Here is a 22,129-nt window from a genome sequence, read left to right on the forward strand (position 1 = left end):
GACCGCGCCGGGGGCCTGTCCGTTTTCCGGCTTACGAGGCCGTTACTGCCATGACAGATACCGAAGTAAAAGCGCCAAAAATCGAATTTCCCTGCGCCGACTATCCCATCAAGATCATCGGCGACACGGGCGTGGGCTTCAAAGACAAGGTCATCGAGATTCTTGAGAAGCACGCCACCGTTGACATGAAAACCCTGGCCGAGCGCCAGAGCAGCAACGGCAAGTACACCACCGTTCAGCTGCACATCATTGCCACCGGGCAAGACCAGCTTTACGACATCAACAGCGAATTGCGGGCCACCGGCTTCGTGCACATGGTGCTGTGATGGGGGCGGCTCTGGGCTTTCGTGAACTCGGTCTGACCGACTACGAGCCCACCTGGCAGGCCATGAAACGCTTCACCGACGGCCGCGACCGCGAAACCGCCGATGAGGTCTGGCTTGTGCAGCATCCGCCGGTCTTCACCCAGGGCCAGTCCGGCAAGCCCGAGCATTTATTGCTCCCGGGGGATATCCCGGTGGTGCAGGTCGATCGCGGCGGCCAAGTGACTTATCATGGCCCCGGCCAACTGGTGGCGTATCTGCTGCTGGACGTGCGCCGTCTGGGCTTTGGCGTTCGCGACCTGGTCACCCGGATCGAACACAGCCTGATCGACCTGCTGGCTGGTTATGGTGTCACCGCCACAGCCAAGGCTGATGCGCCAGGGGTCTACGTCGACGGCGCCAAGATTGCCTCACTGGGGCTGCGCATCCGTAACGGCTGTTCGTTTCATGGCCTTGCGCTGAACGTCGATATGGATCTGGACCCTTTTAAACGGATAAATCCCTGCGGGTATGCGGGGCTGGCAATGACCCAGCTGCGCGAACAGGCAGGTCCGATTGAATTTGCCGAGGTTAGTGCCCGGCTGCGTGCGCAGCTCGTCAACCACCTCGACTACGCTGAGCAGACGACCCTAACGGGCGGAATCGATTGATATGACTACTGCGTATGAGGCAGCTGACACTGTCGTGAATACAGAGAATGCCGTACAAACCCTGATCCCGACGGTGAACGTGGCCACGCCTGAGCGTGTGGCGCGTCCTAAAGTGGAAGCCGGCGTGAAGCTGCGCGGCGCCGAAAAAGTCGCGCGCATCCCGGTGAAGATCATTCCGACGGTCGATCTGCCCAAGAAGCCGGACTGGATTCGTGTGCGTATCCCGGTCTCGCCGGAAGTCGACCGCATCAAAGCGCTGCTGCGCAAGCACAAGCTGCACAGCGTGTGCGAAGAGGCGTCCTGCCCGAACCTGGGCGAGTGCTTCTCTGGCGGCACCGCGACCTTCATGATCATGGGCGACATCTGCACCCGTCGCTGCCCGTTCTGCGACGTCGGCCATGGCCGTCCGAAGGCGCTGGACACCGATGAGCCGAAGAACCTCGCCGTCGCCATCGCTGACCTCAAACTCAAGTACGTCGTGATCACTTCCGTGGACCGTGACGACCTGCGCGATGGCGGCGCTCAGCACTTCGCCGACTGCATCCGCGAAATTCGCCTGCTGTCGCCGAACGTGCAGCTGGAGACCCTGGTCCCGGATTACCGTGGCCGTATGGACATCGCGCTGGAAATCACCGCCGCGACGCCGCCAGACGTCTTCAACCACAACCTGGAAACCGTACCGCGCCTGTACAAGGCCGCGCGTCCGGGTTCGGATTACCAGTGGTCGCTGACCTTGCTCAAGCGTTTCAAGGAAATGGTTCCCCACGTGCCGACCAAATCCGGGCTGATGCTGGGCCTGGGCGAGACGGATGAAGAGGTCATCGAAGTCATGCAGCGCATGCGCGAGCACAACATCGACATGCTGACCCTGGGTCAGTACCTGCAACCGTCGCGCAACCACCTGCCGGTGCAGCGCTTCGTGCACCCTGACGTATTCGACTGGTTCGCCGAAGAAGGCTACAAAATGGGCTTCAAGAACGTCGCCTCCGGCCCGTTGGTCCGCTCCTCGTACCATGCGGACGAGCAAGCCAAGCTGGTCAAGTCGCTGCTAACGGCGGGTTGATCACGGCGTCGCTGACGCAGAAAGCAAAACGGGCCGGATAGAAATATCCGGCCCGTTTTTTTTATGTTGCGTTTGATTCTGCGCAGTTACGGCTGGCGTAACTGCTGCAGCAATTCCTGGGTCGGGTACCCGTCCGCCGGCCAGCCAAAGGATTGCTGCGCGCTGCGAATCGCCTTGCGCGTGTTGGCGCCGATGATCCCGTCCGGCGCGCCTGCGTCGTACTGTCGGGCCGAGAGCAGCGTCTGCAGCTCGATACGTTCGGTGCGGCTCAGCGGACGATCACCGCGCGGCCAGCTTCCCTGCACATAACCGCCGCCGCTGAATCGTTCGGACAGCAAGCCGATCGCCATCGCATAGGACGACGAGTTGTTGTACTTCAGGATGGCGCGGAAGTTATCCATCACCAGAAAGGCCGGGCCTTTATAGCCCGCAGGCAGCAGCAAGGCGGCTTGCTGTTGCAGCAGATTGGCCGGCAGCGCAGAGCCGCTCGGCAGCTTCAGGCCCAGCTGCTGCCATTCGCCGATGGATTTGCGCGTTGAGGCGTCCGCCAGGGCGTAGTCAAACCCCTGAGCCAGCTGCACTTCGAATCCCCAGGGCTGGCCTTTCTGCCAGCCCGAGCTTTGCAGGTAATGTGCAGTGGAGGCCAGTGCGTCGGTGGGGGAGTTCCAGATATCACGGCGACCGTCGCCGTCGAAATCCACCGCGTGGGTGTTGTAGGTCGTCGGTATGAACTGCGTCTGGCCCATGGCGCCAGCCCAGGAGCCCAGCATGCTCGGCGCATTGATGTCGCCGTGCTGAATGATCTGCAGCGCGGCGATCAGTTGATCCTGGGCGAACTGTGGTCGGCGTCCCTCATAGGCCAGCGTCGCCAGCGAGCGAATCACCGACTGCGTGCCCTGGAACTGACCGAAGCTGCTCTCCATCCCCCACACGGCGACCAGTGCCTGGCGATCGACGCCATAACGCTGCTCGATGGCGCTCAGCGCGTCGGCGTATTGATTGAGCAGGGCCTGACCCTTGCGTACACGCACGGCGGACATGGCGCCGTCGAGGTATTCCCACACCGGACGACTGAACTCCGGCTGGCTGCGATCGGCCTTGACCACGCTCATGTCCGGCGTGACGCCGGCAAATGCGTTATCAAACACCTCCGGGCGCACACCCGCGTTCAGCGCGAGAGCACGAAACTGGCTCTGCCACTCGCTGAAGGTCATTGCGGGCTGGATTTCAAAGTTACCGTCGTCAGGTTGCGCAACAGCGCCGGAGGGCACGGGCAGACTTTTGACGACTTGCGCCGCGGGTGCGGCCTGGAGCGGGGTGGCAACGGCAGCGGTAGGCTGCTCGGCACAGGCAACCAGCGCGAAGAGGCTGGAAGCGGCGATCAACTGGCGGAGGTGCCAGCGACGGGGAAAGCTTGGGGGCATTCTGGGGTCCACAGGGCTAAACCGGAAGGTGCAGACCTTAACATGCCGGCCCTGTCGGTGGGGCGTCAGTCAGTAACCTGAAGTTTTCAAGCCGCCATAACGGAAGAAGCCTCCCAGCTTTTAGACTGGAAGGCTTCGCGGCGGTAGCTGCCTTTGCCCTTGCCGGGTTGTTCCTGACGGCTGCGGAACAGTGGCTGGGCGATGATGGATTTGGCCTTGTTCGGCCGCTTTTTGGCTTTGCTCATGGCGTTCTCGCTCAAGTGGTGGGGTGGAGCAGCGGGGATATTCTGCCAGTTAGGCGCCGCTGTCCAATTAACCTGAGCTATCGAAACGTTACAGATTATTCCGCCGGCAATGCCAGCCGTTGCCCCGCCATCAGCAGCGTCAGACGACTGAGGCTGCTCCAGACCGATCCTTGCGCCTGGCCTTTGATTTGCGCGTCGATGTGTTGGGCGTCCATCAACAACTGGCCCCAGCGTCGCGCCGAGTGGCGTTGCAGGGCTTTGCTCATCAACGGCTTGCGCTTGTCCCAGATGGGCGGACGCGCCTGGCTGAAGGCTTTGTCCAGCGGGATGCCCTGACTGAACTGCAACGCCAGATTGGCCAGCACGCGAAGCTCGCGGGACAGCGCCCAGAGAATGACCGGAGGCTCGACGCCTTCGCCGCGCAGGCCTTCGAGCATCCGCAGCGCGTGGGCCGCTTCACCGTTTAGGATGGCGTCAGTCAGACCGAAAACATCGAAGCGCGCGCTGTCGGCCACCGCCGCCTGCACGGTCTCGACCGTGATCTGGCCTTCTTCGGCCATCAGCTTGAGCTTTTCGATTTCCTGCGCAGCGGCGAGCAAGTTGCCTTCAACCCGCGCCGCGATCAGTTCGATGGCGTCCGGGGTCGCTGCGAGGCCGGCCTGTGACAGGCGCTGACGAATCCATTGCGGCAACTGGCTGGCGTCCACCGGCCAGATCTGCACGAACTGTGTCTGCGGCCCTTCGACCAGCGCTTTGCCCCATTTGGTTTTCTGCGCCGAGCCGTCGAGCTTGGGCAGGCTGATCAACAGCAGCGTGTCTTCGGCAGGGCGGCCGCAGTATTCCAGCAGTGCGGCGGCGCCTTTGTCGCCGGGTTTGCCGGACGGCAGGCGCAACTCCAGCAGCCTGCGCTCGGTGAACAGCGACATGCTCGCGCCCGCCTGAAGCAGGGTGCCCCAGTCGAAGCTCGAGTCGGCGCTGAACACCTGACGTTCGTCATAGCCTTGCTGGCGCGCAGCCGCACGGATGGCGTCGCACGCCTCCTGACATTGCAGCGGGTCATCGCCGCTGACGATGTAGACAGGCGCAAGCGCACCTTGAAGGTGTTTGGAAAGCTGGGCGGGGGCGAGTTTCATGGGTCAGAAAAGATCAGGGCCGGCGAACCGGCCCCGACGCCGTCACTTGGACGGGATTTCGATAGGCGACTGCTGTGGCGTCTCGTCGCGAATGCGCTGAGCAGCGGCTTCGGCATCCGCCTGGGCGCGGGCAGCGGCGTCGGCTTTGGCTTGCAGCTCGTCAAGGCGCTGAGGTGTCAGCTGCTGCAGACGGGCCAGCACTTTCTGCACGAGGTCAGTGCGCATTTCCTTACGGATCTGATCGGCTTCCTGGTCAGAGCCGATCAGGTTGTTGCCGTCATGGACAAAGACTTTCTGCGACTGCACGGAGTCATCGAGCAGCAGAACATCTTTGCTGCCGTGAATTTCGTACTTCAGCACGGTGGTCAGCTCGTATTCGGCGGAGCGACCGGAGCCGGCGTAGCTCGCCGTGCGCTGGGCTTCGTCTTCACGGGCGATGAACAGCTTGTACTGGGCGCCGGTGTAGACGTGCACGCCGCTGTTGGTCAGGGTCTGACGCAGCTGGGTGACGACGTCGCCGTAAGCGTCGCGCGCGCTCACGTCCAGTTCCTTGATCGACAGGGCGTTGGTGCCGGTGCCGCGCAGCTGGAAACCGCAGGCGCTCAGCAGAACCGCGAGTCCCATTACCAGCAGATTGCGTTTGATCATCTTGTTGCTCCCTTGAATCCGTTAAAACCCGGCATCCCGGGTTCTTGAAATTTATGCGGGGCCTGCAGACAGGCGCCCGATGATTGCGTCAGCTGGCGACGATATTCACCAGTTTGCCCGGCACCACGATGACCTTGCGGATCGTCAGGCCGTCGATGAAGCGCAGCACGTTTTCGTTGATCCGTGCGGCAGCCTCGACTTCCTCGCGGGTGGCGCTGGCCGGCATCTCGATATGGCCACGCAGCTTGCCGTTGACCTGAATCACCAGCTGCAACGTGTCCTGCACCAGTGCCGAGTCATCCACCACAGGCCAGCCGGCGTCGATGATTGGACCTGAGTGGCCCAGCGCCGCCCACAATTGGTGGCTGATGTGCGGGGTGATCGGCGCCAGCAGCAGGGCGACCGTCTCCAGACCTTCCTGCAACAGCGCGCGGTCCTGAGCCGACACCTGCGGCGCTTTTTCCAGGACGTTCATCAGCGTCATCACCTGAGCGATAGCGGTGTTGAATTTGTGGTGCTGGCCCACGTCCTGACCTGCCTGCTTGATGGCCAGGTGGATCGAGCGGCGAATGGCCTTCTGGTCGTCGTTCAGCGCGGTTTTGTCGAGTGCGCCTGCAGCGCCCGCCGTCACGTGAGCCTGCGCCAGACGCCAGACGCGCTTGAGGAAGCGGTGGGAGCCTTCCACGCCGGAGTCAGACCACTCCAGGCTCATGTCAGGCGGCGAGGCAAACATCATGAACAGGCGGCAGGTGTCGGCGCCGTACTGGTCGATCATCGACTGAGGGTCGACGCCGTTGTTCTTCGATTTCGCCATCTTTTCGATGCCGCCGATTTCAACCGGCTGGCCATCGGCAATCAGCTTGGCGCCGATGATCTTGGCCTTGCTGTCGCGTTCGAACTCGACATCCGCCGGGTTGAACCAGGTTTTGCTGCCGTTGGCTTCCAGACGATAGAACGTCTCGGCCACGACCATGCCCTGGGTCAACAGGTTCTTGAACGGCTCGTTGGAGCTGACCAGGCCTTCGTCGCGCATCAGCTTGTGGAAGAAGCGCGCGTACAGCAGGTGCAGGATCGCGTGTTCGATACCGCCGATGTACTGATCAACCGGCAGCCAGTGGTTCGCGGCCTTCGGGTCGACCATGCCGCCTTCGTAGTGAGGCGAGGCATAGCGGGCGAAATACCACGAGGACTCGACGAAGGTGTCCATGGTGTCGGTTTCGCGCTTGGCCGGCGCACCGCAGGTCGGGCAGCTGCACTCGTAGAACTCGGGCATGCGCGCCAGCGGTGAGCCCGCGCCGTCCGGTACCACGTCTTCAGGCAGCTTGACCGGGAGTTGATCTTCCGGGACAGGCACGTCGCCGCACGTGTCGCAGTGGATGATCGGGATCGGGCAGCCCCAGTAGCGCTGGCGGCTGATACCCCAGTCGCGCAGGCGGAACTGGGTGCGTGAGTTGCCCAGTTCTTTCTTGAGCAGCGCGGCTTCCATGGCGTCGAACGCGCCGGTGAAGTCCAGACCGTCGAACTCACCGGAATTGATGAGCTGGCCGTGCTCGCCGTACGCGTCCTGCCAGGGCGCAGGGGTTTCATCGCCCGCGCTGGTGCGCACAACGGCTTTGATCGGCAGGCTGTACTTGGTGGCGAACTCGAAATCGCGTTCGTCGTGTGCAGGCACGGCCATGACCGCACCGTCGCCGTAATGCATCAGCACGTAGTTGGCGACCCACACCGGGAGCTTCTCGCCGGTCAGCGGGTGTTCGACGAACAGCGAGGTCGGCAGGCCTTTCTTTTCCTGGGTAGCGACGTCGGCTTCGGCGACGCTGCCGCTTTTGCATTCGTTGATGAACGCTTGCAGCTCGGGATTATTCTGCGCCGCGAGGGTCGCCAGCGGGTGCTCGGCGGCAACGGCGACGTAGGTCGCGCCCATCAGGGTGTCGGGGCGGGTGGTGAAGACTTTCAGGGTGCCGGCTTCGCCGATGGACGCCTGGTCGTACGGGAACTGCACTTCCATGCCGCGGGATTTGCCGATCCAGTTGCGCTGCATGGTCTTGACCTGTTCAGGCCAGCCCGGCAACTCGTCGAGGCTCTCCAGCAGCTCATCCGCATAGGCGGTGATCTTGAAGTAGTACATCGGGATTTCGCGCTTTTCGATCACCGCGCCCGAACGCCAGCCGCGCCCGTCGATGACTTGCTCGTTGGCCAGGACGGTCTGGTCGACCGGGTCCCAGTTCACGGTGCCGTTCTTGCGGTAGATCACGCCTTTTTGGAACAGGCGAGTGAACAGCCATTGTTCCCAGCGGTAGTAATCGGGTTTGCAGGTGGTGATTTCGCGGGACCAGTCGATCGCCAGACCCAGGCTCTTGAGCTGGTTCTTCATGTAGGCGATGTTTTCGTAGGTCCACTTGGCGGGGGCGACGTTGTTCTTCATCGCGGCGTTTTCCGCCGGCATGCCGAACGCGTCCCAGCCCATCGGCTGCAGCACGTTTTTGCCTTGCATGCGCTGATAGCGGGCGATCACGTCGCCGATGGTGTAGTTGCGCACGTGACCCATGTGTAGCTTGCCGCTGGGGTAAGGGAACATCGACAGGCAGTAGAAGGTGTCCTTGCCTGGCTGTTCACTGACTTCAAAAGACTTTTGCTCGTCCCAGAAGGTCTGGGCGGCGGCTTCGATTTCGCGGGGCTGGTAGAGTTCGTGCATGGCTACTTTTGGCTGAAATGAGTGACCCTTGACCGCTTCTCGGCGTGACCGGATCAGGAAGCCTTCGCATGCCAGACGGGGCCGTCCGCATTGCGATGCTTCCATGCCCGGTTGGGCGGAAGTGGATTTACAGGAAGCGCCGTAGCATACATGAGGCTACCAAGCCGAGGGAAACCCTGATTGCGTGCTCAAGACTCGGCATCTGCGGCATCCGCCGTTGGTCGCGGCATCGCGCCGGTTTTTGCAGTGGCGCTAAGCTCACTGACGGGGGTAAGTGTTTATCTTCAGTGAGGTGAACGGATGGCAGAGCTGCAGCATGAAGTAGAGCAACCTGATGTGTATGACCGTCTGATCGATCGTCTGGGCCTGGCTCTGGACACGGCAAAAACAGCGGTGCGACTTCGAAACGAATCCCCCGTTGAGCTTGAGTTGCGTGGCTTGAGTCACGCCGAGTTTCAGTTGATCGAGGCTTATCTGGGCAGAACTGAAGTCGTTGTCAAAGAGGATTCTCCGATCGCCACGAGGGGAAGTTCCAGCACCTCACGGGAGCCTTCAGAGCCGATGCGAGCGTCCCATCCCCACGCCAATGTCATCTGGCTCAAGGATCAGCGCCGAGCCAAGGTGTCGGCAAAGTTGAGTCGCTACAGTTCCAGCAAACATTTCAAGCGTTAACTTCTGCGGGGGCTGACCCCGGCCAATCGAGCATTGCTGCTTAGCGTCATTGCTTCTAGGCTTCGGGCATCTTTGGAGATGCCCGATGCCCTTTCGTTACTTCATCAAAAATCTGCTGCTGCCTCCGGGCCTTTTCCTGCTGTTGTTAGTGCTCGCCTGGTGGTTGAGAAACAGGCGACCGGTGTTGGCGCGGGTGCTGTTCGTGATGGGCGTTGGCGGGATGGCCGCGATGAGTCTGCCGATTGTGGTGGAGTGGTCGGCGAAGGGCATCGAGCGCATCCCGCCGCTGCCGCAGAGCGAGTGGGCAACGCTGGCCCAGCGCGCCGATGCGATCGTGATTCTGGGCTCGGGCCGGGAACGCAATGACCCGAGCTGGGGCACCGACATCCCTACGGGGGTTGCGCTGGAACGCATGAGATATGCCGCGCGTCTGTCGAAGGCGTCGGGCCTGCCGATCCTCACCACCGGCGGGCTGCATTACGGCGAGCCGCCGAGCGAGGCGGCGATCATGGCCGACTCCCTGCGCGACGACTTTGGCGTGACTGTCCGTTGGCAGGAAGGTGAAAGCCGCACGACCTGGGAAAACGCCAAGATGACGGCCGCGATCCTATTGCCCCAGGGCATCAAGCGTGTGGTCGTGGTGACCCAAGCGTGGCACATGCCGCGTTCGGTCTGGAGTTTCGAGAAGGCCGGGTTCAGCGTGGTTCCAGCCCCGGTCGGCTTCCTGAGCGTGGACAACGCCCGCCCGTTCGGTGGCTGGACGCCGGAGGCGAGGGCGGTGTGGCAGAACGGGCAATTGATCAACGAAGCGGCGGGATTGGTGGGGTATCGGTTGTTTTACCGGTGGGCTGAGCAGCAGGCGTTCGGTCCCGCTGTCAAAGCGCGTATCCCCTGACACCGCGCACGCTGTTAGTGGGACCGGCTTTAGCCGGGAAAGCGTCAGGTGTCACACCGCATGTTTGATGGTGTTCGTGCCGGCCTCTTCCCGGCTGAAGCCGGTCCCACTAATGGTCCGCGTGCATTCAGTCAGGCGGGTGCAGGTCAGTTGTAGGACCAAGCGCAGTCAGGGGAGCTGGCTGCGCTCGAGGGCTCACACCGCCTTCGCCATCCTGCCCGCGAAGAACGCCCAGCCGATCAGCAGCAGTGACAGCACGATCAACGGCCACGAGCGCCAGTGCAGGTACGGCGTGAGGTTTTGCATCGGGGTGACTTCGCCGTACATCACGGCGCGCTCGAACTGCGGCACGGTGGTAGTGATTTCGCCGAACGGGTCGATCAGCGCGCTGACGCCGTTGTTGGTGGCGCGGATCATCCAGCGGCCGGCTTCCAGGGCGCGCATCTGCGCCATCTGCAAGTGCTGCAGCGGACCGATCGAGGTGCCGAACCACGTGTCATTGCTCACCGTCAGCAGCAGATCGCTTTGCGCCGACAGCCCTGCGGCGAACTCCGGGTACACCACTTCGTAGCAAATAAACGGCGCGATCTCATAACCCTTGGCCTGCAACAGCGCTTGCCCGGACGGGCCGCGCGCAAAGTCGGACATCGGCAGGTTGAAGAACCCGATCAACCCCCGCAGCAGGTCCTGCAACGGCACGTACTCACCAAATGGCACGAGCTTCTGCTTCAGGTAAGTGCCATCGCCTTCACCGGTTACGGTAATGGCGTTGTAGTAACGGTATTCCCCATGGGTGCCTTTCTCTCGCAGTGGCACGCCGGTGATCAGCGCCGAATCGCGCTCGGCCGCAAACTTGCCCATCACCGACAGGTAGCCTTCGACCGATTCCTTGAGCACAGGCACGGCGGTTTCCGGCCAGATGATCAGGTCAGCTTTCTTCGAGGTGAACGTCATGTCGCGGTACAGCGCCAGTTGCGCGTTGAGCGCCGCCGGGTCCCACTTCATGCTCTGTTCGACGTTGCCCTGCATGGCTGCGACGGTCAGTGGCTTGCCGGAAGGCTCGGTCCAGGCGTGATGCTTCAGCGCCATCCCGGCAACCCATGGCGCCAGCAGCAACACAATGCCTGCCGCCAATTTTGGCGCGCGTGTCCGTAAGCGGGGCAGATTGCACAGCAGCGCGGCACTCAGGGCGAGCACAAAGGAGATCAGCCACATGCCGCCCAGTGGCGCGAGTCCTTTGAGAGGGCCGTCCAATTGGCTGTAGCCGGAATAAAGCCAGGGGAAACCGGTGAGGAACCAGCCGCGAAACATCTCCTGGCCGAACCACAGGGCTGCGAAGGCCAGAGAGTCTGCCAGCGGCGCTTCGTTGCGACGGATCCAGCGGGCCCAGATCCACGCCGGCAGGGCGAAGAAAAACGCCACCGCTGCGCAGAACAGCACCATCAGGAAAGCCGCCAGCCAGACCGGCGCTTCGCCATAGGTGTGGATGCTGACGTAAATCCAGCTGGTGCCGCCGCCGAACAGGCCGAACCCGTACGACCAGCCGCGCCAGAGGGCCTGACGCGGTGTGAGGTCACGCAGACCGAGATAGAAAACCACCAGCGCGACAATCGCCAGCGGCCAGATATCGAACGGTGCCAGGGCCAGGGTAATCAACGCGCCGGCCACCATGGCCAGCAGGTTACCGGGCCAGCCGGGGCGGGTGATCCAGCGCATTTACATTCCTTAAAGCGGGTAGGGCATTACGTGCGGTTGATCGGGCTCAGGCGCAGCAAGTGAATACGACGGCTGTCGGCATTCAGGATGCGGAAACGGTACGCGCCGATTTCGGTGATTTCATTGCGCTTGGGCAGATGCCCGAACGCGTTCATCACCAGACCGCCGACGGTGTCGAATTCGTCATCGGAGAACCCGCTGTCGAAGAACTCGTTGAAGCTCTCGATCGGGGTCAGCGCCTTGACCAGGAAATCGCCACTGGGCAGCGGCTTGATGTAGCTGTCTTCCTCGACGTCGTGCTCGTCTTCGATGTCGCCGACGATTTGCTCAAGCACGTCTTCGATGGTCACCAGACCCGCCACGCCGCCGTATTCGTCGATGACGATGGCCATGTGATTGTGGTTGGCGCGGAATTCCCGCAACAGCACGTTCAGGCGCTTGGATTCAGGGACGAAGGTCGCCGGGCGCAGCAGGCTTTTCACGTCGCCGCTGCCACCGTCTTCCTTGAGAATCAGCGGCAGCAGGTCTTTGGCAAGCAATACGCCCAGCACGTCATCGTGGCTTTCGCCGATGACCGGGTAGCGCGAGTGCGCCGAATCGATCACGGCCGGCAGGAATTCGCGCGGGGTCTGGCTGGCCTTGATGCTGATCATCTGCGAACGCGGCACCATGATGTCGCGGACCTGCAGGTCGGCGACCTGGATAGCGCCCTCGACGATGGCCAGCGCTTCACTGTCCAGCAGCTTGTTCTGATGGGCTTCGCGCAGCAGCTCCAATAGCTCCTGACGGTTTTTCGGCTCATGGGCAAATGCCTGGGTCAGTTTGCCCAACCATGACTTTTGCCCGTTGCTCGATCGGTCTTCGCTCATAGCCCTTACTCGTGGTCCTTGGCTGATGTTTCTAAATGGGGTGTATCGGAATGCGATGCTTCTGTATGAACAGCGTCGACAGGTTCGTCGTCTGCGTAGGGATCCGGATAGCCAAGTTCTGCAAGCAACTCCCGTTCCAGCGCTTCCATCTCTTCCGCTTCGTCATCATCGATGTGATCGTAGCCCAACAGATGCAGGCAACCATGAATCACCAGATGCGCCCAATGGGCATCCAGTGATTTGCCCTGTTCAGCGGCTTCACGGGTGACCACAGGCACGCAGATGACCAGATCGCCCAGCAACGGAATGTCCAGCATCTCGTCGGGGACGTCGGCAGGAAACGACAACACGTTGGTGGCGTAATCCTTGTGCCGCCACGTGTTGTTCAGCTCTCGGCCTTCCGCTTCGTCGACGAGGCGAATGGTCAGTTCCGAGTCAGCCGAACGCTGGCGCAGGCCCATTTCACACCAGAGGCGGAACTGGGCTTCGCTCGGGGCGCTGGCCTGACTCGCAAGTTGCAGATCCAGCTCAAGCATCGCGGCGAGTGTCCGGTGAGCCGTGGGGAGCGGCCGGATTGTCGGTGCGTTCTTCGTAGCGCTCGTAGGCTTCGACGATGCGCTGCACCAGCGGGTGGCGCACGACGTCCTTGGGCTTGAAGTGGGTGAAGCTGATGCCCGGCACGTCCTTGAGCACTTCAATGACGTGGTTCAGACCGGATTTCGTGCCCTTGGGCAAGTCGATCTGGGTCACGTCACCGGTGATCACGGCCGTGGAGCCGAAGCCGATACGGGTCAGGAACATTTTCATCTGCTCGACGGTGGTGTTCTGACTCTCGTCGAGAATGATGAAGCTATTGTTAAGCGTGCGACCGCGCATGTACGCCAGCGGCGCGACTTCGATCACCTGCTTCTCGATCAGCTTGGCGACGTATTCGAAGCCGAGCATTTCGTACAGCGCGTCATACAGCGGGCGCAGGTACGGGTCGATTTTCTGGGACAGATCGCCGGGCAGGAAGCCGAGCTTTTCGCCCGCTTCTACGGCAGGACGCACCAGCAGAATGCGGCGGATGGTCTCGCGCTCAAGCGCATCCACCGCAGCGGCCACCGCCAGATAGGTCTTGCCGGTACCGGCCGGGCCGATGCCGAAGTTGATGTCGTTGGCGAGAATTTCCTTCACGTACCGCTGCTGATTCAAGCCACGGGGGCGAATCATGCCTTTCTTGGTACGCAAAGCGACGCCGACCTCGGCAGCAGGGTGGTTGTCCAGCTCTTCGACGCCGGATTCCTGCAGAAACAGATGGACCATGTCCGGTGACAGCTCGGTCGCTTTCGTTTCCCGATACAGCCGGCGCAGCAGGTTCTCTGCCGAGGTGGTTTGTTTGCGTTCGCCGATCATCTCGAACTGGCCTCCGCGATTGCGGATCTCGATGTCCAGGCGCTGTTCGATCAAGCGCAGATGCTCGTCGAATTGCCCGCACAGATTGGCGAAGCGGTGAGCCTCGATAGGTTCGAGGCTGAAGCGATGTGGTTCGATAGGTGCGTTCAAAGTGGTTTTGGGCCGCCCGACGGCAATGTGAAGTGACGTGAAGGATAACCCCTGCAGGCAGTGTCCGGAAGGGTTCGCGCACTAATGGGTAAATGAGGTCAGCAGACGCCCGGCAGGATGCCCTTTGGCAGACAGCCCGCCGTGTCCGTGCGCCGAATCGCGGGCCGGTGCAGCCGACGTATGGCGGCTGTCCGGCACCTGATTCAACGCTTGGGCCTGCACGAAAAAATAGACGTGACGATTACATTGGGGCGCTTTTGGCTTATTGCAACAACGACCCGCGGAGCGAGTGGGGTTGGGCGCTGTCGATGTACACGTCGGTGAACTGGCCGATCAGCCGGGGGTTGTCGCAGCGGAAATTGACGATCCGGTTGTTCTCGGTACGGCCCTGCAATTCGCCCGGGTCCTTCTTCGAATAGTCGGTGACCAGAATGCGCTGCACGGTGCCGGCCATCTTGCGGCTGATATCCAAACCCTGACGGTTGATCAGGTCCTGCAGCTGCTTGAGGCGCTCTTTCTTCACTTCTTCCGACGTGTCATCGGCCAGATCAGCCGCGGGCGTGCCGGGGCGCGCGCTGTAAACGAAGGAGTAGGAGAAATCCATGCCGACGTCTTCAACCAGCTTCATGGTTTGCAGGTGATCCTTCTCGGTTTCGCCCGGGAAGCCGACGATGAAGTCGGAGCTGATGCAGATGTCCGGTACCGCCGCGCGCAGCTTGCGCAGGCGTGACTTGTATTCGAGCACGGTGTGATTGCGTTTCATCGCCGCAAGAATTCGGTCGGAACCTGATTGCACGGGCAAATGCAGATGCTTCACCAGTTCCGGCACTTCGGCGTGGGCCTGAATCAGGCTGTCGGAGAATTCCAGCGGGTGCGAGGTGGTGTAGCGAATGCGGTCGATGCCGTCGATGGCGGCAACCACGCGGATCAATTCGGCCAGATCAGCGAGGCGCCCGTCGTGGGTTGTGCCGCGATAGCCGTTGACGTTCTGGCCCAGCAGGGTCACTTCACGCACGCCGTTCTCGGCCAGATGAAGCACCTCGTTAATGACGTCGTCGAACGGTCGGCTGACTTCCTCGCCACGGGTGTAAGGCACCACGCAGAACGTGCAGTATTTGCTGCAGCCTTCCATGACCGACACATAAGCGCTCGGGCCATCGACACGGGGCTCGGGCAGGTGATCGAATTTTTCGATTTCGGGAAACGAGACGTCAACCTGGGGCAGGCGCGTGATGCGCGCCGCGTCGATCATTTCCGGCAGGCGGTGCAGGGTCTGCGGGCCGAAGACCACGTCGACGTACGGTGCGCGGTCGCGGATGGCCGCGCCTTCCTGACTCGCCACGCAGCCACCGACGGCGATGACCATTTCCGGGTTCGCCAGCTTCAGTTCCCGCCAGCGGCCAAGCTGGGAGTACACCCGATCCTGCGCCCGCTCGCGGATTGAACAGGTGTTGAGCAGGATGACGTCGGCGTCTTCCGCCCGTGCGGTGACTTCCAGTGCTTGATGTTCGCCCAGCAGATCGACCATGCGCGAGCTGTCGTACTCGTTCATCTGGCAGCCGTGGGTTTCGATGTAAAGCTTCTTGGCCATGCGCGGGTTCATCAGGTGATTCAAAGAACCGCGCATTATAGGGATGCGGGCCCCGGCTTCCTAGCGTCGTCTAACCAGCGGCATGCTATAGTTCGCGCCCTTTTCAAAACGCTGACCACTGCCTGCCTGTTATGACCAAACGCGAAGCTCCAATCTACAAGGTGATTTTTCTCAACCAGGGACAGGTGTTCGAGATGTACGCCAAACAGATCTATCAGAGCGATCTGTGGGGTTTTCTGGAAGTGGAAGAATTCGTCTTCGGCGAGCGCACCACCGTGGTGGTCGACCCGAGTGAAGAGAAGCTGAAGGCGCAGTTCGATGGTGTCGTACGCAGCTTCGTGCCGATGCACTCGATCGTGCGGATTGATGAAGTCGAGCGGATGGGCACAGCGAAGATCACCGAGGCGCGTCACACCGGCAACGTCATGCCGTTTCCGATGCCCATGCCGGACAAGTAAACGACGCTCTACAAGTAGCCGATACCGGACAGGCGATCGGCAATAACACCGGGATCAGGGCTTGACGCTGTCGGCAGGGAAGGGCGCGAACGGTGTGCGTCCTTCAGCGGTTTGCAGCTCCAGCAGGTATTTGCGGAAGATCTGCCCGAGCACTTGCGTGGCCACTTCGAGATCCTCGCGCTTCATCTGTGCCGACACTTCATCCGCCTGGTCCAGTGCATCTTCCGAACCGTTGACCGCCGCCATCTTCAGCACGATATACGCCTGAATGTTGTTGGCCTGCACCCCTTCGCCACGAAAGAACATCAAACCCAGCTGGTACTGCGCCTGGGCATGGCCCTGCAACGAAGCTTTTTCGAAATAGTTGAGTGCCTGGGGCAAGTCACGTGGCGCACTTTTGCCCTCGTAATAGAACTCCCCCAACTCGTATTGCGCCTGCGCATCCCCATCCTGAGCCGCCTGCTGACAAGCGGACAACGCTGCTGGCAGGTTGTCTGGCTGGGTATCGAGGGTGCAACGACCCACCGCCGGGATCAACAACGAGTTGCCACCTGCATTAGCCAGCAGGGGATGAAGAAGCAACAGGCAGCCCAATGCAAGGGTGCGGCCGGTGCGATTCATGGAAGTCGACTTACCTCTGAAAAAGGTGCGGGCATGCCCGTCCAGCGAAACGTGCTGGCTGCGCATTATGAAATAAGCGAGGGCAACCTTACAAAGTCTTTACTGATTTTCTGCTGCGCGGGCTTGATAGACCTGAATTCAGGGCGGTTGACCAGGCCGTAGACACTCGGGCGGCATCCGTTCCGCCCGGTCTGCCGGTCATTTCAGTTGAGCGAACGCCTTTTCTGCCGCGTCCAGCGTCTGCTGCAACTCCGCGTCACCGTGGGCGATGGAGGTGAAGCCGGCCTCGAAGGCGCTTGGCGCCAGGTAAACGCCGCCTTCCAGCATCAGGTGGAAGAATTGCTTGAAGCGATTGGCGTCGCTGGTCATCACGTCCTGGAAGGTGACGATTTCTTTGGCGTCGCTGAAGTACAGGCCGAACATGCCGCCCGCCTGGGTGGTCACGAACGGGATGCCGGCGGCGTCGGCGCGCTGTTGCAGGCCTTCCAGCAGGCGCGTGGTGAACGCAGTCAGTTCGTCGTGGAAACCCGGACGGCTGATCAAGCGCAGAGTCGTTAGACCTGCCGCCATCGCCAGCGGGTTACCCGACAGGGTACCGGCTTGATACACCGGGCCCAGCGGCGCGATGTGCGACATGATTTCGCGCTTGCCGCCGAAGCAGCCGACCGGCATGCCGCCGCCGATGATCTTGCCGAAGGTGCTCAGGTCCGGCTTCACGCCGTAGTACGCCTGCGCGCCGCCGAGGGCAACGCGGAAACCGGTCATCACTTCGTCGAAAATCAGCACCACGCCGTGTTCGTCGCAGGCCTCGCGCAGGCCTTGCAGGAAACCCGGCGCGGGCGGCACGCAGTTCATGTTGCCCGCCACCGGCTCGACGATGATGCACGCCACTTCCTGGCCAACGTCAGCCAGCATCGTCTTGACCGCGTCGATGTCGTTGAACGGCAGGGTCAGCGTGTGCTTGGCGAACGCCGCCGGTACGCCGGGCGAACTCGGTACGCCCAGGGTCAGTGCGCCCGAACCGGCTTTCACCAGCAGGCTGTCGGAGTGGCCGTGGTAGCAGCCCTCGAATTTGATGATGCTGTCCCGACCGGTAAAACCGCGGGCCAGACGGATCGCGCTCATGGTCGCTTCGGTGCCGGAGCTGACCATGCGCACCATTTCCATCGACGGCACGATCGAGCAGACCAGATCGGCCATCTCGGTTTCCATCGCCGTCGGCGCGCCGTACGACAGACCGTGTTCCAGCTGCTTGCGCACGGCGTCCAGCACGTCCGGGTGGCTGTGGCCCAGAATCATCGGGCCCCACGAGCCAACGTAATCGACGTAACGCTTGTCGTCTTCATCGGTGACGTAGGCGCCCACCGCGTGCTTGAAGAACAGCGGCGTGCCACCGACGCTTTTGAAGGCGCGGACCGGCGAGTTGACGCCGCCGGGGATGTGTTTCTGGGCGTTGGCGAACAGGGTTTCAGAACGGGACATGATGAGGTCTCTGTTTGAATCGGGAATGAATGAGTGCGTAACCGGCCTGATTCAGAATCAGGCGGGCTTGAACAAATCGTTGAAGGCGCGGGCGCGGCGGGTGACTTCCTGGGTGGTTTCCGCGCCGAACAGCCCGTGCACGACGGCCAGCAAGTCGGCGCCATGAGCCACCAGCGGCGCGGCGTTTCCCAGGGTAATCCCGCCAATCACCGCGATGGGCAGATTGATGCGCTTGCGCGCCTGGCTGAGCAGGTCGAGGCTGCAGGTCGGCGCGCCGGGTTTGGTCTGGGAATTGAAAAAGCGGCCGAAGGCGACATAGGTGGCGCCGTCGGCCTTGGCCTTGTCGGCCAGCTCAAGCTGCGCGTGGCAGGTCGCCCCGACAATGGCTTTGTGACCGAGCAGGGCGCGGGCGTCCGGCAGCGAGCCATCGGTTTGCCCCAGATGCACGCCGACACCCAGCCGCGCGGCCACTTCGGCGTCGTCGTTGATGATCAGGCGGGTCTTGTAGCGCTCGCACAGTTTGAGGAGCGCTGAGGCCTCGCGCAGGCGGCGGGTCTCGTCACCGGATTTGTCGCGGTATTGCAGAAGGGTCACACCGCCATCGAGGGCGGCTTCGACGTAAGACAGGAATTTGCCGGCCAACAGCTGGCTGTCGGTCACGGCATACAAGCCACGTAATCTCATCAAGGTGCCTCTTTTTCGTGGCGTTACGAGCAGAAATCCAGCGGCAGGCGGCGCGGAACAAATTGTCCCCGGCCCAGCTGTTCGGCATCGCGCAGCGTGCGCCAAGTGTAGTCCAGCGCCATTTGCACAGCGCCGATCAGGTCCTGACCCTGGGCCAGTCTTCCCGCCAGTGCGCTGGCCAGTGTGCAGCCGGAGCCGTGATAGCTGCCCGGCAGACGCTGACAGGTAAAGGTGCGTGACTGACCGCCGCGGATGTACAGGCGGTTGTGAACTTCGTGCTCGTCGCCATGACCGCCGGTAATCAACAGGTGCTCACAGAACGGCAGCAGCTTCTCGGCGCACTCATCGGCCGTGCCTTCAGGCAGCTCAGCCAGAATGCGCGCTTCCGGCAGGTTCGGCGTGGCGATAGTCGCCAGAGGCAAAAGACGCTCGCGCATGGCGTAACCCACTTCGTCCTTGCCCAACCGACCGCCGCCACCGGCACGCAACACCGGATCGCAGACCATGGGCAGATGCGGATGCGCCGTCAGCAGTTCGACGACGGTGTCGACCATCTCCAGCGAACCCAGCATGCCCAGCTTCACTGCCGCGACGACGGAATCGTTGAGCACGGCATTGGCTTGCGCCAGCACCCACTCACGATCCAGCACGCGAAAGTCAGTGACGTTCACGGTGTCTTGAACAGTGAGGGCGGTGATGGCGGGAGCCGCGTGGCAACCCTGGGCGAGCAGGGCTTCGATATCTGCCTGCAAGCCGGCGCCGCCACTGGGGTCGTGACCGGAGAGACAGAGGACAACAGGGCGGGAGCTATAGATATTCATGGTGCGCGAGCTTACCACTAAAGTTTTTGCCGGTGGGACCGGCTTCAGCCGGGAAGGCGCCAGTACAAACACCATCAATTTTGCGGCAGGACGCATGCTGTTAGTAGGACTGGCTTCAGCCGGGAAAGCGCCAATGCAAACACCATCAATTTTGCAGCGAGACATCCGACGCCTTCCCGGCTAAAGCCGGTCCTACACGGGAACAAACCCGCCCCGTACAATGCGCAGATTTAGATGGTGTCATCGAGCTATCGGTCGCTATCCTGTGGCGCTTCATACATTCCGCCAGAAGAGTGAATGCAAGTGCGTTGCCCGCTGACCTATTCGACCGATACAGCGGTCGCTCGCCGAATTGCGAAGCCGTGCGATTTGCCCACGGCAGCTCGTGGACTTCATCAGTGCCAAGGCGGTGCCCCATGCGCCTGGTGCTGATCTTCCTGCTCTGCCTGTTGCCGATGTTCGCCAGCGCCGTCGATTTTGATGAAAAGACCCGCAGCCTGGCACTGGGGCGCGACACCCAAGTGTTCGAAGACCCCACCGGCGATGCAACCATCCAGCAAGTCTCGTCCCCTGAGGGCGCCTCACGCTTCCAACCGCTTGCCGGTCAGTCGCTCAACGCCGGGTACTCTCGCTCCGCTTTCTGGCTGAAGGTGCGTCTGACGTATCGCCCCGGCAACCCGCTGGCGTCCGCCGACTGGCTGCTGGAAATGGCCTACCCGCCGATGGACCATGTTGATCTCTACCTCGGCGACGGCGACGCGCGACCCCGTCTGGCCTGGCAGACCGGCGACATGCTGCCGTTTGCCAGCCGGCAGGTTAAGCAGAACAACTACGTGTTCGATCTCAACCTGAACGCCCACGAAACCAAGACCGTTTACCTGCGCGTCGCCAGCCACGGCTCGGTGCAGGCGCCGCTCAATCTGTGGGCCAGTCACGCCTATATAGAAGAGCAGCCGTCGCGGCTGTACATCCTCGGCATGATTTACGGCGTGCTGGCGGTGATGCTCGTCTACAACCTGTTCATCTACCTCAGCGTGCGCGACACCGCGTACCTGTATTACATTCTCTACATCACCTTCTTCGGCCTGTATCAGGTGTCGGTCAACGGCGCGGCGATCGAGTATTTCTGGCCGAATAACCCGTGGTGGGCCAATACCTCAACCACCTTCCTCATCGCCGCCGCGATTCTGTTTGCCAGCCAGTTCACCCGTAAATTCCTGCAGACGCCGAGCCTCGGTCGCTGGCTGGACGTGCCGTTGCGGGTGATGATGGTCTGCGCCGCGGTGATCATGGCCCTCGCGTTGAGCATGGATTACGGCGTTGCGCTGCGCCTGGTGACCGGGCTGGTGTTGTTGTTCACGCCCGTCGTGCTGTTGATCGGGCTGGCGGCGTGGTTCAAGGGCCGGCGGGTCGCGCGGTACTTCATCATCGGCTGGTCGGCGTTCCTGATCGGCGGGGTGGTCAACGCGACCATGCTGCTGGGGCATCTGCCCAATAACTTCTGGACCATGTACGCCAGCCAGATCGGTTCGGTGATCGAGGTGGCATTGCTGTCGCTGGCGCTGGCCGACCGCATCAATGCCATGCGCGAGCGTGAGGCGCAGATCATGGCGGAATCTCAGCAGGGGCTTGAAACCCTCAACCAGCAACTGGCGGTGAGTAACCGATTGAAAGACGAGTTTCTGGCGACGCTCACCCATGAACTGCGCACGCCCATGAACGGCGTGATCGGTTCGCTGGAATTGATGCAGATGGACGCGGCGCAGAGCGAGATCGAGCTGTATCGCCAGACCGCCGCCGATTCGGCGCAAAGCATGATGGGCATCGTCAACGGCATCCTCACGCTGACCGAACTGCAAGCCGGTCGGGTGACTGTGCGTAGCGAGCCGTTCAGCCTGCGTCATGTGCTGTTTCAGCTGCGCAGTGGCTTCGAGCCGCTGGCCCGCAGCAAGGCGTTGGCGCTGAGTGTGGAGCTGGACGAAACGCTGCCGGACAGCCTTGAAGGTGACGGCGTCAAGTTGCGCCAGTGCCTGGAGTGCCTGCTGGACAACGCGATCAAGTTCACCAAAACCGGTTCGATCAGAATCCGCGTCAACGGCCAGCGCCCAGACGCCGAGCACGTGCGGCTGGTGATCGACGTCATCGACACCGGCATCGGCTTCAGTCGACTTGATGAAGAAACGCTGTACGCCAACTTCTTCCAAGTGGATGGATCGACGACGCGGGAATACGGCGGGCTTGGCATCGGCCTGGCGATTTGCCGACAGTTGATTGAATTGCAGGACGGGCGCCTGAGCCATCAGTCCGAACCGGGCAATGGCAGCCAGTTCCGCTTGAGCCTGGATGTGCAGATCGCCACGCAATCGGTGTAGGAGCGTGGCTTGTCCTGCGATCGGCCGGGAACCGGTCGTCGAATCGGCGCATGCGGTGGATCAGGAGAAATCGATGCCAAGTGTGCTGCCGCTCCGCGCCAGATCGCGGGACAAGCCACGCTCCTACGGTTGATCTGCATCCATTCCGAGATCGTGCGCCCACAAGGCAAAACCGCCGTGATTTCGTCTTCTATGGCGCTGTCGCCGGCGCAGTGTGCGTGA

21 protein-coding genes are annotated in these 22,129 nt (G+C 61.8%); 7 read left to right on the forward strand and 14 right to left on the reverse strand.

Translation table 11 applies throughout. The features are described 5' to 3' along the window. The first annotated feature begins 50 nt into the window (after positions 1–50). From SLW75_RS21665 to lipA, 3 genes are read left to right on the forward strand one after another with little or no spacing between them, the layout of a single operon-like run. The gene (locus SLW75_RS21665) at positions 51–326 is read left to right on the forward strand and encodes a DUF493 domain-containing protein (protein WP_065988372.1); all 276 of its coding nucleotides are present in this window, start codon (positions 51–53) and stop codon (positions 324–326) included. Further along, a complete protein-coding gene (gene lipB / locus SLW75_RS21670) occupies positions 326–973 on the forward strand; it encodes a lipoyl(octanoyl) transferase LipB (protein WP_065988371.1) in 648 nt (215 codons plus the stop codon). Before SLW75_RS21665 ends, lipB begins: the two co-directional genes overlap by 1 nt. Before the next feature lies 1 nt (position 974). After that, complete coding sequence (lipA, locus tag SLW75_RS21675) at positions 975–2,036, forward strand: lipoyl synthase (protein ID WP_065988370.1); 1,062 nt, start codon at positions 975–977, stop codon at positions 2,034–2,036. Positions 2,037–2,122: 86 nt separating this feature from the next. On the opposite strand, the gene SLW75_RS21680 is transcribed toward lipA, so the two are convergent. From SLW75_RS21680 to leuS, 5 genes are all read right to left on the reverse strand, one after another. Beyond that, positions 2,123–3,460: a lytic murein transglycosylase gene (locus SLW75_RS21680; RefSeq protein ID WP_410935403.1), complete on the reverse strand. Its 1,338-nt coding sequence runs from the start codon at positions 3,458–3,460 to the stop codon at positions 2,123–2,125. 86 nt (positions 3,461–3,546) lie between these two features. Beyond that, a complete protein-coding gene (gene arfA, locus SLW75_RS21685; protein ID WP_037017982.1) occupies positions 3,547–3,705 on the reverse strand; it encodes an alternative ribosome rescue factor ArfA in 159 nt (52 codons plus the stop codon). A gap of 95 nt (positions 3,706–3,800) precedes the next feature. Next, positions 3,801–4,838 carry a DNA polymerase III subunit delta gene (holA, locus tag SLW75_RS21690; protein WP_410935404.1) on the reverse strand — a complete coding sequence of 346 codons (1,038 nt, stop codon included), beginning with the start codon at positions 4,836–4,838 and terminating at the stop codon, positions 3,801–3,803. Positions 4,839–4,880: 42 nt separating this feature from the next. Next, positions 4,881–5,486 carry an LPS assembly lipoprotein LptE gene (gene lptE / locus SLW75_RS21695; protein WP_065988367.1) on the reverse strand — a complete coding sequence of 202 codons (606 nt, stop codon included), beginning with the start codon at positions 5,484–5,486 and terminating at the stop codon, positions 4,881–4,883. An 88-nt stretch (positions 5,487–5,574) separates the two neighbouring features. Next, positions 5,575–8,181, reverse strand: coding sequence for a leucine--tRNA ligase (gene leuS, locus SLW75_RS21700; RefSeq protein ID WP_065988366.1), 2,607 nt, complete (start codon positions 8,179–8,181; stop codon positions 5,575–5,577). A 300-nt stretch (positions 8,182–8,481) separates the two neighbouring features. Between leuS and SLW75_RS21705 the strand changes: the two genes are divergently transcribed. Both SLW75_RS21705 and SLW75_RS21710 read left to right on the forward strand, forming a co-directional pair. Then, positions 8,482–8,853 carry a hypothetical protein gene (locus SLW75_RS21705; RefSeq protein ID WP_065988365.1) on the forward strand — a complete coding sequence of 124 codons (372 nt, stop codon included), beginning with the start codon at positions 8,482–8,484 and terminating at the stop codon, positions 8,851–8,853. An 85-nt stretch (positions 8,854–8,938) separates the two neighbouring features. Next, entirely contained in the window at positions 8,939–9,748 is an 810-nt protein-coding gene (locus SLW75_RS21710; protein WP_410935405.1) for a YdcF family protein, read from the forward strand. A gap of 195 nt (positions 9,749–9,943) precedes the next feature. On the opposite strand, the gene lnt is transcribed toward SLW75_RS21710, so the two are convergent. The 5 genes from lnt to miaB form a co-directional block, all read right to left on the reverse strand. Continuing rightward, the gene (lnt, locus tag SLW75_RS21715; protein ID WP_410935406.1) at positions 9,944–11,464 is read right to left on the reverse strand and encodes an apolipoprotein N-acyltransferase; all 1,521 of its coding nucleotides are present in this window, start codon (positions 11,462–11,464) and stop codon (positions 9,944–9,946) included. A gap of 26 nt (positions 11,465–11,490) precedes the next feature. Beyond that, positions 11,491–12,333, reverse strand: a complete 843-nt coding sequence (locus SLW75_RS21720) for an HlyC/CorC family transporter (protein ID WP_065988361.1) — start codon at positions 12,331–12,333, stop codon at positions 11,491–11,493. A gap of 5 nt (positions 12,334–12,338) precedes the next feature. Then, the gene (gene ybeY, locus SLW75_RS21725) at positions 12,339–12,869 is read right to left on the reverse strand and encodes an rRNA maturation RNase YbeY (RefSeq protein WP_296310834.1); all 531 of its coding nucleotides are present in this window, start codon (positions 12,867–12,869) and stop codon (positions 12,339–12,341) included. Beyond that, entirely contained in the window at positions 12,862–13,878 is a 1,017-nt protein-coding gene (locus SLW75_RS21730; protein WP_065988359.1) for a PhoH family protein, read from the reverse strand. The genes ybeY and SLW75_RS21730 overlap by 8 nt, the downstream gene beginning before the upstream one ends. 262 nt (positions 13,879–14,140) lie before the next feature. Further along, the gene (miaB, locus tag SLW75_RS21735; protein WP_172609812.1) at positions 14,141–15,469 is read right to left on the reverse strand and encodes a tRNA (N6-isopentenyl adenosine(37)-C2)-methylthiotransferase MiaB; all 1,329 of its coding nucleotides are present in this window, start codon (positions 15,467–15,469) and stop codon (positions 14,141–14,143) included. Between the two features lie 131 nt (positions 15,470–15,600). Here miaB and SLW75_RS21740 point away from each other — a divergent pair, with 131 nt between their 5' ends. After that, the gene (locus tag SLW75_RS21740) at positions 15,601–15,927 is read left to right on the forward strand and encodes a DUF1820 family protein (RefSeq protein ID WP_065988358.1); all 327 of its coding nucleotides are present in this window, start codon (positions 15,601–15,603) and stop codon (positions 15,925–15,927) included. A 54-nt stretch (positions 15,928–15,981) separates the two neighbouring features. Here SLW75_RS21740 and SLW75_RS21745 read toward each other — a convergent pair whose 3' ends face one another. The 4 genes from SLW75_RS21745 to SLW75_RS21760 form a co-directional block, all read right to left on the reverse strand. Then, positions 15,982–16,548 (reverse strand): tetratricopeptide repeat protein, encoded by a 567-nt coding sequence (locus tag SLW75_RS21745; protein WP_065988476.1) that lies wholly within the window; start codon positions 16,546–16,548, stop codon positions 15,982–15,984. Between the two features lie 198 nt (positions 16,549–16,746). Next, positions 16,747–18,030 (reverse strand): glutamate-1-semialdehyde 2,1-aminomutase, encoded by a 1,284-nt coding sequence (hemL, locus tag SLW75_RS21750; protein WP_065988357.1) that lies wholly within the window; start codon positions 18,028–18,030, stop codon positions 16,747–16,749. Between the two features lie 57 nt (positions 18,031–18,087). Further along, the gene (gene thiE / locus SLW75_RS21755) at positions 18,088–18,714 is read right to left on the reverse strand and encodes a thiamine phosphate synthase (protein ID WP_410929872.1); all 627 of its coding nucleotides are present in this window, start codon (positions 18,712–18,714) and stop codon (positions 18,088–18,090) included. Between the two features lie 23 nt (positions 18,715–18,737). Beyond that, on the reverse strand, positions 18,738–19,535 hold the full coding sequence (locus SLW75_RS21760; RefSeq protein WP_065988475.1) for a hydroxymethylpyrimidine/phosphomethylpyrimidine kinase: 798 nt from the start codon (positions 19,533–19,535) through the stop codon (positions 18,738–18,740). A gap of 416 nt (positions 19,536–19,951) precedes the next feature. On the opposite strand from SLW75_RS21760, the gene SLW75_RS21765 reads away from it, so the two are divergent. Beyond that, entirely contained in the window at positions 19,952–21,907 is a 1,956-nt protein-coding gene (locus tag SLW75_RS21765) for a 7TM diverse intracellular signaling domain-containing protein (RefSeq protein WP_410935407.1), read from the forward strand. The last annotated feature ends 222 nt before the right edge of the window (positions 21,908–22,129 follow it).

Source organism: Pseudomonas sp. W5-01 (genome assembly GCF_046540435.1).
Lineage (GTDB): Bacteria > Pseudomonadota > Gammaproteobacteria > Pseudomonadales > Pseudomonadaceae > Aquipseudomonas > Aquipseudomonas graminis_B.

What these genes read in the sequence shown, in the direction of transcription:
- SLW75_RS21665 (WP_065988372.1), top strand. Translation starts at nt 51, where the DNA reads ATGACAGATACCGAAGTAAAAGCGCCAAAAATCGAATTTCCCTGCGCC.
- lipB (WP_065988371.1), top strand. Translation starts at nt 326, where the DNA reads ATGGGGGCGGCTCTGGGCTTTCGTGAACTCGGTCTGACCGACTACGAG.
- lipA (WP_065988370.1), top strand. Translation starts at nt 975, where the DNA reads ATGACTACTGCGTATGAGGCAGCTGACACTGTCGTGAATACAGAGAAT.
- SLW75_RS21680 (WP_410935403.1), bottom strand. Translation starts at nt 3,460, where the DNA reads ATGCCCCCAAGCTTTCCCCGTCGCTGGCACCTCCGCCAGTTGATCGCC.
- arfA (WP_037017982.1), bottom strand. Translation starts at nt 3,705, where the DNA reads ATGAGCAAAGCCAAAAAGCGGCCGAACAAGGCCAAATCCATCATCGCC.
- holA (WP_410935404.1), bottom strand. Translation starts at nt 4,838, where the DNA reads ATGAAACTCGCCCCCGCCCAGCTTTCCAAACACCTTCAAGGTGCGCTT.
- lptE (WP_065988367.1), bottom strand. Translation starts at nt 5,486, where the DNA reads ATGATCAAACGCAATCTGCTGGTAATGGGACTCGCGGTTCTGCTGAGC.
- leuS (WP_065988366.1), bottom strand. Translation starts at nt 8,181, where the DNA reads ATGCACGAACTCTACCAGCCCCGCGAAATCGAAGCCGCCGCCCAGACC.
- SLW75_RS21705 (WP_065988365.1), top strand. Translation starts at nt 8,482, where the DNA reads ATGGCAGAGCTGCAGCATGAAGTAGAGCAACCTGATGTGTATGACCGT.
- SLW75_RS21710 (WP_410935405.1), top strand. Translation starts at nt 8,939, where the DNA reads ATGCCCTTTCGTTACTTCATCAAAAATCTGCTGCTGCCTCCGGGCCTT.
- lnt (WP_410935406.1), bottom strand. Translation starts at nt 11,464, where the DNA reads ATGCGCTGGATCACCCGCCCCGGCTGGCCCGGTAACCTGCTGGCCATG.
- SLW75_RS21720 (WP_065988361.1), bottom strand. Translation starts at nt 12,333, where the DNA reads ATGAGCGAAGACCGATCGAGCAACGGGCAAAAGTCATGGTTGGGCAAA.
- ybeY (WP_296310834.1), bottom strand. Translation starts at nt 12,869, where the DNA reads ATGCTTGAGCTGGATCTGCAACTTGCGAGTCAGGCCAGCGCCCCGAGC.
- miaB (WP_172609812.1), bottom strand. Translation starts at nt 15,469, where the DNA reads ATGGCCAAGAAGCTTTACATCGAAACCCACGGCTGCCAGATGAACGAG.
- SLW75_RS21740 (WP_065988358.1), top strand. Translation starts at nt 15,601, where the DNA reads ATGACCAAACGCGAAGCTCCAATCTACAAGGTGATTTTTCTCAACCAG.
- SLW75_RS21745 (WP_065988476.1), bottom strand. Translation starts at nt 16,548, where the DNA reads ATGAATCGCACCGGCCGCACCCTTGCATTGGGCTGCCTGTTGCTTCTT.
- hemL (WP_065988357.1), bottom strand. Translation starts at nt 18,030, where the DNA reads ATGTCCCGTTCTGAAACCCTGTTCGCCAACGCCCAGAAACACATCCCC.
- thiE (WP_410929872.1), bottom strand. Translation starts at nt 18,714, where the DNA reads ATGAGATTACGTGGCTTGTATGCCGTGACCGACAGCCAGCTGTTGGCC.
- SLW75_RS21760 (WP_065988475.1), bottom strand. Translation starts at nt 19,535, where the DNA reads ATGAATATCTATAGCTCCCGCCCTGTTGTCCTCTGTCTCTCCGGTCAC.
- SLW75_RS21765 (WP_410935407.1), top strand. Translation starts at nt 19,952, where the DNA reads ATGCGCCTGGTGCTGATCTTCCTGCTCTGCCTGTTGCCGATGTTCGCC.